The 14,352-nt window shown below is 39.9% G+C and carries 12 protein-coding genes; 10 read left to right on the top strand and 2 right to left on the bottom strand.

Features of this window, described 5'->3' with window-relative positions; all coding sequences use genetic code 11:
- The first annotated feature begins 109 nt into the window (after positions 1 to 109).
- The gene (locus tag JN11_RS17375) at positions 110 to 1,132 is read left to right on the top strand and encodes an asparaginase (RefSeq protein ID WP_144914597.1); all 1,023 of its coding nucleotides are present in this window, start codon (positions 110 to 112) and stop codon (positions 1,130 to 1,132) included.
- Positions 1,133 to 1,160: 28 nt separating this feature from the next.
- Here JN11_RS17375 and JN11_RS17370 read toward each other — a convergent pair whose 3' ends face one another.
- On the bottom strand, positions 1,161 to 1,676 hold the full coding sequence (locus tag JN11_RS17370; protein ID WP_144914596.1) for a GNAT family N-acetyltransferase: 516 nt from the start codon (positions 1,674 to 1,676) through the stop codon (positions 1,161 to 1,163).
- A gap of 124 nt (positions 1,677 to 1,800) precedes the next feature.
- Here JN11_RS17370 and JN11_RS17365 point away from each other — a divergent pair, with 124 nt between their 5' ends.
- The 6 genes from JN11_RS17365 to infB all read left to right on the top strand — a co-directional run bounded on the left by JN11_RS17365 (position 1,801) and on the right by infB (position 10,175).
- Entirely contained in the window at positions 1,801 to 4,161 is a 2,361-nt protein-coding gene (locus tag JN11_RS17365; RefSeq protein WP_144914594.1) for a S9 family peptidase, read from the top strand.
- 4 nt (positions 4,162 to 4,165) lie between these two features.
- Positions 4,166 to 4,579: a hypothetical protein gene (locus JN11_RS17360; protein WP_144914592.1), complete on the top strand. Its 414-nt coding sequence runs from the start codon at positions 4,166 to 4,168 to the stop codon at positions 4,577 to 4,579.
- 222 nt (positions 4,580 to 4,801) lie between these two features.
- Positions 4,802 to 5,110, top strand: coding sequence for a hypothetical protein (locus JN11_RS17355; RefSeq protein WP_144914591.1), 309 nt, complete (start codon positions 4,802 to 4,804; stop codon positions 5,108 to 5,110).
- 202 nt (positions 5,111 to 5,312) lie between these two features.
- A complete protein-coding gene (gene rimP / locus JN11_RS17350) occupies positions 5,313 to 5,777 on the top strand; it encodes a ribosome assembly cofactor RimP (protein ID WP_144914589.1) in 465 nt (154 codons plus the stop codon).
- Positions 5,778 to 5,781: 4 nt separating this feature from the next.
- Entirely contained in the window at positions 5,782 to 7,017 is a 1,236-nt protein-coding gene (nusA, locus tag JN11_RS17345; protein WP_144914588.1) for a transcription termination factor NusA, read from the top strand.
- A 62-nt stretch (positions 7,018 to 7,079) separates the two neighbouring features.
- On the top strand, positions 7,080 to 10,175 hold the full coding sequence (gene infB, locus JN11_RS17340; RefSeq protein ID WP_144914586.1) for a translation initiation factor IF-2: 3,096 nt from the start codon (positions 7,080 to 7,082) through the stop codon (positions 10,173 to 10,175).
- Positions 10,176 to 10,231: 56 nt separating this feature from the next.
- On the opposite strand, the gene JN11_RS24860 is transcribed toward infB, so the two are convergent.
- Positions 10,232 to 10,366: a hypothetical protein gene (locus JN11_RS24860; protein WP_262713293.1), complete on the bottom strand. Its 135-nt coding sequence runs from the start codon at positions 10,364 to 10,366 to the stop codon at positions 10,232 to 10,234.
- Between the two features lie 221 nt (positions 10,367 to 10,587).
- On the opposite strand from JN11_RS24860, the gene JN11_RS17335 reads away from it, so the two are divergent.
- The 3 genes from JN11_RS17335 to JN11_RS17325 form a co-directional block, all read left to right on the top strand.
- Positions 10,588 to 11,337: a hypothetical protein gene (locus JN11_RS17335; RefSeq protein ID WP_144914584.1), complete on the top strand. Its 750-nt coding sequence runs from the start codon at positions 10,588 to 10,590 to the stop codon at positions 11,335 to 11,337.
- A 1-nt stretch (position 11,338) separates the two neighbouring features.
- On the top strand, positions 11,339 to 14,107 hold the full coding sequence (locus JN11_RS17330) for a TonB-dependent receptor (RefSeq protein ID WP_144914583.1): 2,769 nt from the start codon (positions 11,339 to 11,341) through the stop codon (positions 14,105 to 14,107).
- 6 nt (positions 14,108 to 14,113) lie between these two features.
- A partial coding sequence (locus JN11_RS17325; RefSeq protein WP_144914581.1) for a DUF4249 family protein occupies positions 14,114 to 14,352 on the top strand: 239 nt, incomplete at its 3' end.

Genomic DNA, 14,352 nt, shown 5'->3' with positions numbered 1-14,352 from the left:
TATTTTTAAGATTTTGAATCTTATTTTAAATTAAATTGGTATAATAGTAATTATCGGTGCTTGCCATAAACTTTTACCATAAACTTAATCAGTACAACCTAAAATATACATGAGTCAAATTCTGATCATTTATACCGGCGGGACAATCGGTATGATGAGCGACCCGGTTACTAAAGTGCTCAAACCCATTAATTTCGAGCAGATAATGGATAATGTTCCTGAACTGGAGAAGCTTAATTGTAAAATAATGGTTCACTCGTTCGAGGAGATCATTGATTCATCTAACATGAGCCCGGCTATCTGGAGTCAGCTGGCGGGTTTAATTGAATCTAATTATGATTCGGTTGATGGCTTTGTGATTTTACACGGTTCTGATACCATGGCATTTACCGCTTCGGCATTAAGCTTTATGCTCGAAAACCTGGGTAAGCCTGTAATATTTACAGGATCGCAACTGCCTATCAGCGCAGTACGTACCGATGCCAAAGAAAATTTGATGACTGCCATTGAGATAGCCAAAGCCAAAAAGAATGATCGCGCCCGTGTCCCCGAGGTGTGTATCTATTTTGATTATAAGCTGTTTCGCGGTAATCGTTCCTTTAAATACAATTCATCAAAATTTGAAGCTTTCCGCTCACCCAATTATCCAATTTTGGCTGAGTCTGGTGTGCATCTTCGTTTCAGTGTTAATGATATCCGGCACCCGGAGGAAGGCGAGGGGCTTATTGTACATAAAAACCTGGTAGCTGATGTGGCTGTACTAAAATTGTATCCCGGCATCAGTCCTAAAGTTGTAGAAACCATTTTATCGTCTGGCGTAAGGGGCATAGTAATGGAAACCTTTGGGGCAGGTAATACCACAACCGACCAATGGTTTGTTGACCTGCTAAAAAATGCCATCGATAATGGAAAGGTAATTCTGGATATTTCGCAATGTAAAGTAGGCACAGTTGAACTGGGCCGCTATGAAACCAGCAAGCATCTGAAAGATATTGGCGTGGCCAACGGCTACGATATGACCTATGAATCGGCAGTAACCAAAATGATGTACTTACTGGGTAATTTTGAAGATTCCGCACAAGTAAAACACTGGCTGGAAACCGATATCAGGGGCGAGATTACGGTATCTTAATAGGTTGTTAATTTGCTGAAAAATCACGTCAGCTTTTCACCATACCATAAATATGCTCATCTAAAATAACCCCGTTTTTAATGAGGTTGTTTTTTAGTATACCTTCTTTGGTAAAGCCGGCCTTTTCTAATACCCGCATTGACCGCGGATTATTGCCTAACACACCCGCCTGTACACGTATCATGTCGAGGGTATTAAAAGCGTAATCTGTAATCAGCTTTACTGCATTGGTCATAATGCCGCGTCCCCATAATGCTTCGCTGAGCCAGTAGCCCAACAGGGGGGCTTTGTGATAAATATCCGGCCGTAAATCCAAACTTATTACGCCTACCACTTCGTCATTAACATCAATAGCGAAATTTACAATTGGGTCTTGTGTAAGCATTGGAGCTATCCAGCTAAAACCTGCTTCCATAGTATAAGGGTGCGGAAATCTGTCGAACAAAAAACAAGAAATATTTGGGTTATCCGCATGCTTTTGCAGCGATTCAACATCATCTGTTCTCCAGCTTCTGAGCTTAAATCCTTCACCCTGTATTTCCATATGTAACAAATCAATGCTTAAAAATACTAATCATTATTGAAACTATTATCTTGCGTTTCGATAAGCTGATCTGATGATGTATAATCTATCTGATCGGCCCAATCAATTACTCAGTAAAATATAAATGAAAAGACTTTTTACCCTGTTGTTAATACCTTTCTGTTCGGCAGCATTTGCACAGAAACTGGAAACCCTTACCATTGAAAAAATAATGCGCGATCCGAAATGGATAGGCATCTCCCCATCAGATGTTCACTGGAGTGATGACAGTAAAAAGGTGTATTTTACCTGGGGTACCAGCAGAGGGGAGCTTTATTCCATATTAACAGGCAATGTTAAACCGGTTAAGGTTGATATTGAAGAACAAAAGCTACAGGGCTCACACAATGGTGTGTGGAATAAAAAACATACCCTAAAGCTTTACGAAAAAAATGGCGACATCTTTTTAGATGAACCCCTTACCGGTAAAGTTTTGCAATTAACCAACACTACCGAGCGCGAAAGTAATCCACGCTTTAATGGCGACGAAAGTAAAGTAACCTTTATGCGCGGCGATAATTTGTATTCGCTTAAACTGAATGGCGGTGAATTGGTGCAGCTAACCAATTTTGTACACGAAGCAGCAAAAGGCAAAGCTACTGGCCGTAAAAAGGCCGATCAGGATGGTGGCAACGAGCAGGATAAATGGTTGAAGAGCCAGCAACTGGAACTTTTCGACATTGTAAAAGTTAACGAGAACGACAGGAAGCTCGACTCGGCAGAGCATGCAGACTTGGCCCCTAAAAAGTTAAAAGAGATAGCTATTGACGATAAAGTTGTAGGCTCGGTAACCCTTAGTCCCGATGGGCGTTTTATTACTTACCGCCTTGCTAAACATCCGGATGCAAAAAGGACAATAGTACCCGATTATGTTACCGCATCAGGCTTTACAGAAGATATTCCTAACCGCACCAAGGTAGGCGCGGCACAAACCGCTTATGAATCTTTTATTTTTGATACCCAGCGTGATTCCGTTTATAAAATTAACACTTCAGCTATTCCGGGTATTAAAGACATTCCAGCTTATGTGAAAGATTATCCAAAAGAACTGGAGCAACGCACCAAGCTTAATGAGGACCGTAAAGTTGAAATACAGGGCACCTTTTGGAGCGAAGATGGCAAAAGTGCAGTAGTAGAAGTAGGTGCACAGGATAATAAGGATCGTTGGTTGATGAAGCTGGATGCACAAACCGGAAACTTGAGTTTGCTTTACCGCGAGCATAATGACGCATGGGTAGGCGGTCCAGGTCAGGATAATATGGGTTGGATAGATAATACCCACTTTTACTTTGAAAGCGAAGCCAGCGGATACGCCCACATCTATGTGGTTGATGTAATTGATGGAATATCAAAACAGCTAACCAGCGGCAAATGGGAAGCACAAACCCTGCAACTATCAAACGATAAAAAGACCTTTTACTTTACCGCCAATATGGAGCACCCCGGAGTTACGGAGTTTTATAAAATGCCAGTTAGCGGTGGTAGCCCTGTTAAGTTAACCACTTTAAAAGGTGGCAACGAGGTTTCACTTTCGCCTGATGAAAAGTGGCTTGCCATTCGGTATTCGTATTCAAACAAGCCATGGGAGTTGTATATTCAGCCTAATAAGGCCGGAGCAGCCCCAACAAAGGTTACCAATTCAACTACCGACGAGTTTAACTCCTATCCATGGCGCGATCCGCAGATCATCACCTTTAAAAACCGTTATGGCAGCGATGTTTATGCACGCTTATACCTGCCGCAGCATCCTGATCCGGCAAAACCGGCTGTTGTTTTTGTTCATGGCGCAGGCTACCTGCAAAATGCTGATTATAAATGGAGTTATTACTTCCGCGAGTTTATGTTTAACAATATGCTGGCCGATAATGGTTATACTGTTTTAGATATGGACTACTCCGGCAGCGCAGGCTACGGCGGCGACTGGCGCACCGCCATTTACAGGCACATGGGTGGTAAAGATTTAACCGATGAGGCCGATGGTGTAAAAATGCTGGTTGATAAATATGGCGTAAACCCGAAACATGTAGGCTTATACGGTGGTTCGTACGGTGGTTTTATTACGCTGATGGCTATGTTTACCGAGCCTGATGTATTTACCTCGGGTGCAGCTATACGTTCGGTAACCGACTGGGCGCATTATAACCACGGCTATACCGACGAAATTTTAAATGAGCCTTTTACCGACGAGAAGGCCTATCGCCAAAGCTCGCCCATTTATTTTGCCGATGGTTTGAAAGGTAATTTACTGATGCTGCATGGCATGGTTGACCAGAATGTAAACTACCAGGACATTATTCGCCTTACACAAAAACTGATAGAGCTGCATAAAGATAACTGGGAGCTGGCATCATACCCGGTAGAGGATCATGCTTTTGAACAGCCCAGCAGCTGGACAGATGAGTATAAACGCATATTTAAGTTGTTTGAGCAAACCCTAAAGAAATAACTGTATGAAACGTTTTTTGGTCGGCTTATTGTTGTTTTGTGTGGCTTGTGCGCCTAAACCAAAAGAATCGAAAGTGCGTATCAGTATGATTGATAGTGGCCGCGCGGTGAAATTTACCGGTCTTGACTTCGACATCATCAGCGAAATTAACCGCGACTCGGCCCAGGCTTCATGGCGGGGGCTGTTGCCCGTTTTCAGGATGCCTGCCGATACCGATATGAAGGATTACCAGCCCGTGCAACCCGGTACTTACCGTCTGGGCGACAGCGCCGTAGTATTCAGGCCCGATACGCCGTTTGAAAAAGGGAAAACCTACTTTATGCGTTACTACCGCTTCGACAAAAGCGACGAAACACTTGATTTTATACGCGGCAAAAAGAAACTAAGGAAAATACCGTATACTGATTTGGTGTTTTAATTGGTGTCTGAATCGGAATTTATAGAATTTTGGAATGCGCAGAATTACATAAACAGCATTTTGAAAATTCTATAAATTCTGATTCAAGCCTTTTTCTTTGTCATATTGAACGACAGTGAAATATCTTCTTCGCTTGCTAAATCTGCTGCATCCAGATCTCCCGTAAAAACTAGGGGTTACCTTTCTCCATAAATAAGTATTAACAAATACTAAACTATCCTTATGGAATCCATTTTATGGAAACACCCAATAGCAGTTGTGCTTTATCTTTTATACAGTTTGCTTTGCTATCGTTTGGTAAGTCTAAATTTTAAAGTTGAAGAAACAATTAAACAGCATCCAGGTATAAGTTCTAATGCTGCTGGTGGAGAGGTACTTGGCCAGGTGAGTGTTTTACTTGCAATGGTTACAATTATATTTTTTGTGGTAAGCGGATGTTGCGCTATTGGTAGTAAAACACAAACAAAGTTTTATTTATGGCTTTGCCTGGTTGTTATAGTACAAACTTTTGTGGTTTTTCGTATTGGTTGATAAGGCTGTATGCCTATGTCATTAGAAGAAGATTCTTCAGAACGACAGAATGGGCTGATTTTATCCTTATCAATCATAACATCTTTAAAAACAACATACTTTTTTATTTCATATAAAAAATGCTTACATTTGCATTTGAATTAAAAAAGAGGGGGCGTTTGTCCCCTCTTTTATTTTATCAATCAAATTATCAGTAACGGTAATGAATATTGAAAAGCGCGTAAAGGAACTTGTAGCAGAAAAAATAGCCGATAAGCCAAATCTTTTTTTAGTTGATGTTAAAATGCATTCCAACGGAAAATTGGTAATTTTGGTTGACGGTGATAATGGTATTGGCATTGATGATTGTGTGGCCATCAGCAGGCATGTAGGCTTCCATTTGGAGGAAGAAAATGTAATTGAAACCGCCTATAATCTGGAGGTTTCATCGCCAGGGCTCGATGCACCACTTACCTTTTTAAGGCAATACGTTAAAAACATTGGGCGCAACCTGGCTATTAAAATGGCCGATGGCACAAAAAGAGAAGGTAAATTAAGTAGCATTACAGAAGATGCTATCGTAATAGAAGAAAAAGTAAAAGAAAAGGGAAAAAAAGCAGAGCTTGTGGAAAGCGTGATCCCCATTAATCAAATAACAGAAACAAAAGTTTTAATATCATTCAAGTAGGAAAATGAGCAATATTAATTTAATTGATTCTTTTCAGGAATTTAAAGATTTCAAGAACATCGACCGTCCAACGATGATGAGCGTGCTGGAAGACGTTTTCAGGAGCATGATCAGGAAAAAATACGGCACCGATGAAAATTGCGACGTAATTGTGAACACCGACAACGGTGACTTAGAGATATGGCGTACCCGTAAGGTGATGGAAGACGGCTTTAGTGAGGATGATGACCTGGAAATTGAACTGGCAGAAGCTAAATTATTAGATCCGAGCCTTGAAGTAGGCGATGAACACATTGAGCAGATCACCCTGGAGAGCTTTGGCCGCCGTGCTATATTAGCAGCGCGTCAAACCTTGGTTTCAAAAATTCTGGAACTGGAGAAAGACGAGATCTTCAAAAAATATAAAGACCGCGTTGGCGAAATTGTTACCGGCGAGGTTTACCAGGTTTGGAAAAAAGAAACTTTGGTGCTTGATGATGAAGGCAACGAGTTATTATTACCAAAAACTGAGCAGATACCGGCCGATTACTTTAAAAAAGGCGATAGTGTAAAAGCTGTGGTTAGTAAGGTAGATATGTTGAACAGCAATCCTAAGATCATCATATCACGTACGGCTCCTGAGTTTTTACAACGTTTATTTGAGCTGGAAGTGCCAGAAATTTTTGATGGCTTAATTACCATTAAGAAAATTGTACGCGAACCGGGCGAAAGAGCTAAAGTAGCGGTAGAGTCATATGATGATCGTATCGACCCTGTTGGTGCCTGCGTAGGTATGAAAGGATCACGTATCCACGGTATAGTACGTGAACTGAAAAATGAAAATATTGACGTTATTAACTACACCAATAACTTACAACTTTACATTCAGCGTGCATTATCACCAGCTAAAATAACATCAATTAAGCTGGATGATGAGAAAAAAACCGCAGCAGTTTATTTAAAACCCGATCAGGTTTCATTAGCCATTGGCCGCGGAGGCCATAACATTAAGTTGGCAGGTAAATTGACGGGATATGAGATAGACGTTTATCGTGAAGCTGATGAGCAGGATGAAGACGTTGATATAGAAGAATTTACTGATGAAATAGAAAGCTGGATTATTGATGAATTTAAACGTATTGGTTTAGATACAGCAAAATCAGTGCTAGCTTTAACAGTGAATGAATTGGTGAAACGCACCGACCTTGAAGAAGAAACTGTAAAAGAAGTGTTATCAATTCTTCAAGCTGAGTTCGAATAAGTGTAATAACCAAAATTAAAATAGTATTTTTGCACAAAATAGCAGAGAAAGAAATATAATAAATGTCAGAAGACAAATCCATAAAATTATTTACAGCAGCAAAAGAGCTGAATATCGGTACAGGAACGATCGTTGATTTTTTGGCGACCAAAGGGTACAAGGTACAAAAACATCCTACAACCCAACTTGATGGCGATATGTACAACGCTCTTTTGAAAGAGTTTGCTGTTGATAAAATTATTAAGGAGGAAGCTAAGCAGATCAGTATTGGAAAGATAAGAAAGGAAGAGCCTGCTGCACAGTTTCCGGAAAAACCGGTTGATAACCGCCGTTCAAGGGACTTCGAAAACGAAGAGATCCTGATTAAGAACGCGGGTAACCATTTTACACCATCGGCACCTGAAAAACCGAAGCCTGTTGAACCTAAACCCGTTGAACCGCAACTGGTAAAGGCAGAAGAACAACATACTGAGGCTTTACCAGGGGTTAAAATAGTGGGTAAAATTGACCTTAATAATCTAAATGCAAGACCACAGCCGGTTGAGAAACCCGTTGAGAAAAAAGTAGAAGAGGCTGTTAAAGCTCCGGAGCCGGTTGTTGTACCACCACCAGTAGTAGTAGCCGAAGTTCCGAAACCAGAACCACCTGTTGTTGAAGCTCCAAAACCAGAGCCGGTAGTTGTAGTTGAAAAAGCACCTGAAAAACCAGTGGTTGTTGAACCCGTTATTAAGGCTGAAGTTCCTGCACCAGTGCCAACACCAACTCCTGCACCAGAAGTTGCTGCTTCGGCAGCACCTGAAGTTGTTGCCAATGATGAGCCACAAGAGCCCGAAGTAATAAGGGCAAAAGCCGAACGTTTAACAGGGCCTAACGTAATTGGTAAAATCCAATTGCCTGTAAATGCGCCAAAACGTAATCCGGTAGCATCATCATCTAACACCAACAACGCGGCTGATCATAAAAGAAAAAGAAAGCGTAAAGATCACCAGGGAGGTCCGGGTAATAATAATCAAAACCAGAACCAAAACCAAAACCCACAGGGTGGCGGTACACAGCCCAATACCCAACAGGCAAATCCGCCGGGAACACAGCAGCCACATGGCGGCAACCGTCCGGATTTCAGGAATAGGGCCAATAATCAGCATCCCGGCCCGGGTAACCACCAGGGTGGCGGTAATAATAATAACCGCCCTGATTTCAGGAATCGCAATTCGGCACAAAATAATACTCCGAAGGAAGAACCTTCAGAAAAAGATATACAAGACCAGATTAAGGCTACCCTTGCACGCTTAAGCGGTGCGGGTAAGTCGGGCAAGTTTGCTCAGCGCGCTAAGTTCCGCCGTCAGAAACGTGATGACGTTGCTGCATCAGCAGAAGAACTGGCAATGGAGCAGGAACTGCAATCTAAAGTATTAAAGGTTACCGAATTTGTAACAGCCAATGAGCTTGCATCAATGATGGATGTATCTGTAACGCAGATCATATCTACTTGTATGAGCTTAGGTATGTTCGTATCCATTAACCAAAGGCTTGATGCCGAAACACTGAGCATTGTTGCTGATGAGTTTGGCTACCAGGTTGAGTTTGTTAAGCCACAGGATGAAGAGGCCAACCTTGATCAGCCTGATGCTCCGGAAGATCTTATTCCACGTGCACCAATTGTAACCATAATGGGTCACGTTGATCACGGTAAAACATCATTGCTTGATTTTATCCGCAAAACCAACGTAATAGGTGGTGAAGCGGGTGGTATAACCCAGCACATTGGTGCCTACGAGGTTACCCTGCCTGATGGTAAAGGAAAAATAACATTTTTGGATACACCGGGTCACGAGGCGTTTACCGCTATGCGTGCCAGGGGTGCTCAGGTAACAGACATTGTAATTATAGTAATTGCTGCTGACGATAGCGTGATGCCGCAAACCCGCGAGGCCATAAACCACGCGCAGGCTGCAGGAGCGCCAATCATCTTCGCATTCAATAAAATTGATAAGCCAGGTGCCAATGCCGATAAAGTTCGTGAACAACTTTCGGCCATGAATATTTTGGTTGAAGAATGGGGTGGTAAATATCAATCACAGGAAATATCAGCCAAAACAGGTTTAAATGTTGAGCTGTTGTTAGAAAAAGTATTGCTGGAAGCAGAATTACTGGAACTTAAAGCTAACCCTAACAAACGTGCAGTAGGTACCGTTATTGAAGCAGCTTTAGATAAAGGACGTGGTATTGTAACTACTATTCTGGTACAAGCAGGGCAACTTAAAGTGGGCGACCCAATATTAGCCGGTTGCTATAGCGGGCGTGTAAAAGCATTAACCAACGAGCGTGGCCAAAGAGTTGAATTTGCAGGCCCTTCAACACCGGTACAGGTATTGGGTATGCAGGGTGCGCCAACAGCAGGTGATAAATTCAACGTATTGGAAAGCGAAGTGGAAGCACGTGAAATTGCCAACAAACGTTTACAATTACAACGTGAGCAAGGTTTACGTACACAGAAACATATTACGCTTGATGAAATTGGCCGTCGTTTAGCGGTGGGTAACTTTAAAGAGTTAAACATTATTGTTAAAGGTGACGTGGATGGTTCAATTGAAGCATTGTCAGATTCATTGCTGAAACTTTCTACTGAGCAGATACAGGTTAACATCATATCAAAAGCGGTTGGGCAGATATCAGAATCTGATGTATTGCTAGCCTCTGCATCTGATGCGATTATTATCGGTTTCCAGGTACGTCCTTCAGGAAGTGCCCGTAAACTGGCCGAGCAAGAGCAGATTGATATCAGACTTTATTCAATTATCTACGATGCGATAAATGAAATCAAAGCTGCGATGGAAGGCATGCTTGCACCTACTTACGAAGAGAAGATTGTTGCCAACGTTGAAATACGCGAAACCTTTAAAATTAGTAAAGTGGGTACCATTGCAGGTTGTATGGTGCTTGATGGTAAAATTACACGTAACAGCAAAATACGCATTATACGCGAAGGTGTGGTAATTTACACCGGCGAACTGGCCTCTTTAAAACGCTTTAAAGATGATGTTAAAGAAGTTAATGCTGGTTATGAATGTGGTTTAAACATTCACAACTTTAATAATATTGAAGTTGGCGACATTGTAGAAGCCTATGAAAACGTTGAAGTAAAACGTAAGCTTTAACAGCAAAAATATAAAACAAACAAAAAAGGCCTTCAATTGAAGGCCTTTTTTGTTTACTAGCGGTGATGTTTTGCCACCACTGGACGATGTTTTCTGTGATAATGTTTTTTGTGGTGTACTGGTCTTGCGCTTGCCGCTGTAAAACTAAATGCAGCTAATAATACGATTGCTAATACTTTAAATGCTTTCATAATTAAAAAATATGGTTTTTGTTTAAACAATAATACTATTTATAATCTTTGCCTTTCAAAATCCAATTTGTAATATTCTTGTAGCAATTGAGTAATAGTTTTAATGTAATTGAAATGTTACTTAAATTTTTTGCTTAAAAATGCCCTGTTTTAAAGCATTTCAGTGTATTTACTTGATTCTTAATTTAAAGTAACGTAATTTTCATTCTTAACTTAAGCCAATGAAAAAACGAGTACTTATAACGTTGTTTACCACCCTTATAATTCTTCTTTTTACAGGTAAATCTTTTGCACAATTAATGGGTACTGACAGCAGTTCTCAGCAACCTGCTTTTAACAATGCGATATCGTTATTTAACGCTTCGTTAGGCGAACAGGCACCCTTATATAACGGCCCCGAGTATTATTTTTATGATCATACCATAAAAGGTAATGCTTATTTTATGGATATAAATACGTTTACAGCAGGGGCAGTTTTTTATGATGGACAATCATTTAATAATGTGCAAATGCTTTATGACTTGTATAGCGATGATGTAGCCGCGTTATTGTACAATCATTTTCAGAAAATTTATTTACTCAAGCCCAAAGTAAAAAACTTCGATTTTCTTGGGCATCACTTCGTAAATATTAATACGGATACCATTAACAATAAGTCAGATATCAAATCAGGCTATTACGATGAGCTTTATAATGGAAAAGAACAGGTGCTGGTTAAACGAACAAAAAGTATACAAACAACAAGCAGCCTGGTTGGCCTTGAGAAATATTTTTCGCCAGCAATAGACTATTATATAAGAAAAGGTAAAGTTTATTATAGCTTTTCGAGTCAGGGACAACTTTTAGATATTTTAAAGGATAGAAAAAAAGAGATTCAACAGTATATTAAAGCCAATAAAATTAAATTCCGGGACGACCGGGAGCAGGCCATGGTCAAAATTGTTTCTTATTATGACCATATAACTAATTAGTATGAGAAAAATTTACTTTCTAAGTTTTTGCTGTTTGTTATTCCTACAGATGGCCTGGGCACAGCAAACTACTGTAAAATTAATCAGCGGCGATTTTCATCAAGCAACCATAACGCAGTTTGTTAATGACATTGAGTCAAAAAGTAATTACCATTTTTACTATGATCCAGCTGGGTTTGATAGCCTTAAAATTACCCTGCAGGTAAACAATAAGCCATTGGAAACCATCCTTGATATGGCTTTTAGCAATACCGATTTTCATTATGCTATTGATGAAAATAAAGTGTTTTTAACTAAGGGAAGGCAAATTAAAACAGAGCTCGCACCAGGATTTTCTGCGATAGCCTCACAAACCGTAGTGGCTAATCAAAGCAGTAGCGTGGCAGACTATACTGTAGATAAAGAAAAGAAAATTCCAGAAGCTACTACAGAAAATAAGCTTTATGAAATTGGTAACAAAACCAATAACATTACCCCAGGTAACTCGGTTCTATCCGGATATATCCGTGATATTAAGTCGGGCGAAGCAGTAGTGGGAGCAAGTATTTATCTGCCCTCAACAAAAGCAGGCGTAGCAACGGACCAGTTTGGATATTACTCTATTACTATGCCACGTGGGCGCAATATATTGGTAATACGTGGTTTAGGAATGCGTGATACCAGAAGGCAGATTATTTTATATACTGATGGGAAGTTGAATATTGAATTACAAGAGCAGGTAAATACCCTTAAAGAGGTTAAAATATCGGCTGATAAAGTAGCCAATGTACGTAGTGCTGAGCTAGGTGTGAGTAAGTTAACCATTGCAACTATTAAGCAGATTCCGGCAGCTTTTGGTGAGGCCGATGTTTTGCGGGTGGTGCTTACATTGCCCGGGGTAAAATCTGTAGGCGAGGCTACCACCGGGTTTAACGTTAGGGGCGGTGCTGCTGATGAAAATTTGATTTTGCTCGATGGTGCTACTATTTATAATCCTGCACACTTTTTTGGTTTCTTTGCAGCCTTTAATCCTGATATAGTAAAAGACATTGAACTTTATAAAAGCAGTATTCCGGAGAAATACGGAGGCCGTTTGTCATCTGTACTTGAAATTAATAATCGCGAAGGCAACAAAAAGATATTTACAGGCTCTGCCGGTATTGGGTTGTTAACCAGTAGGTTTAATATTGAAGGACCTATTATAAAAGATAAAACCTCGTTCATATTTGGTGCGCGTACCACATATTCTGATTGGTTATTAAACTTATTACCAGAAGCATATAAGCATAGCTCGGCTTCGTTTAATGATTTTAACCTGGGTATAAGTCATCAAATTGATGATAAAAATAATATTTACTTAACCGGTTATTTGAGTAACGATAAATTTAAACTAAACAGTGATACTCAATACTCATATAGTAATAAAAGCGCAGTTTTAAAGTGGAAACACAACTTCAATAACAAATTATATAGTGTTGTATCTGCTGGGGTAGACCGTTATCAATACGATGTAAGTAGTACCGTAAATCCGGTTAATGCATTTGATCTTGGTTTTAAGATTAATCAATCAAACTTCAGGGCTGATTTTACTTACTATATAAACAATAAGCATACGCTTGATTTTGGTGTAAACTCCATTTTGTATAAAATAAACCCGGGCACATTTGAACCCGATGGACCACAATCTTTGATTATACCGCAAGTAGTACCTGCCGAACAGGCGCTGGAAAGTGGCATATACCTGGGTGATAAGTATGATGTATCATCAAAACTAACCATAAATGCGGGTGTCCGTTTTAATGTTTACAATTATCTTGGCCCGCAAACCGTTGATCAATATGCGCCAAATTTGCCTAAAGAGCCCGTTAATGTACTGGATAGCACCACTTATAAAAGTGGTAAAATAATTAATACCTATTCATCACCTGACATCAGATTGTCGGCACGTTATTTATTGAGTGATGACCTTTCACTTAAGGCTGGGTATAATACCATGCATCAGTATATCCATTTGCTTACCAATTCAACATCCATATCACCCACAGATGTGTATAAGTTAAGTGATCCGAATATTAAACCCGAACATGGTGATCAGGTTTCGCTGGGTCTTTTTAAAAATGCCAAACAAAATACCATTGAGCTGTCGGTTGAAGTATATTATAAAAGACTAAGAGATTATCTTGATTATAAAAGTGGAGCAGTATTACTGCTAAATGAGCATATTGAGCAGGATGTGATCAATACGCAGGGTAAAGCTTATGGTGCAGAATTCCTGATTAAGAAAACTGCTGGAAAATTAAACGGATGGTTTAGTTATACCTATTCACGTACTTTCTTAAAACAGGATGATCCAAATGCCGGAGAGTTAATCAATAATGGTGCATATTACCCGGCCAATTGGGATGAGCCGCATGCCTTTAACTTTACCGGTAATTACAAGTTTACCCACAGGTATAGTATTTCATTAGATTTAAATTACAATACAGGCAGGCCTATTACTCTGCCAATAGCAAAATATGAATACGCAGGATCGGAAAGAGTATTTTATTCTGACAGAAATGAATATCGGATTCCATATTATTTCAGATCAGATTTTTCAATAAATATAGAAGGAAATCATAGGGTTCATCAACGTACACACAATTCCTGGACAATTGGCGTTTATAATTTAACAGGAAGGCAAAACGCTTATTCAACCTTCTTTACAGAACAAAGCGGCGTAATAAGTGGATATAAACTGTCAATTTTTGCATCACCAATTCCGTTTATTAATTACAATATTAGATTTTAAAAATATATGAAATTTCAAAGAAAATTTCTGCTATATCTTGTGCTAACTATTGTTGTAATAAGTTGTAAAAAACCTTACAACCCACCTGTAATTACCGCTCCCGGCAGTTATTTAGTTGTAGAGGGGGTAATTAATGCAGGTTCAGATTCAACCATTATAAAATTGAGCCGTACGGTTAATCTTTCATCAGGCACAACCAATAACCCCGAAACAGGTGCTGCCATTATTGTACAAAGTAACAACAA

It is taken from the genome of Mucilaginibacter frigoritolerans, from assembly GCF_007830615.1.
Lineage (GTDB): Bacteria > Bacteroidota > Bacteroidia > Sphingobacteriales > Sphingobacteriaceae > Mucilaginibacter > Mucilaginibacter frigoritolerans.
Note: the sequence above shows the minus strand (reverse complement) of the source record. Positions and strands in the feature narration are given on the sequence as shown.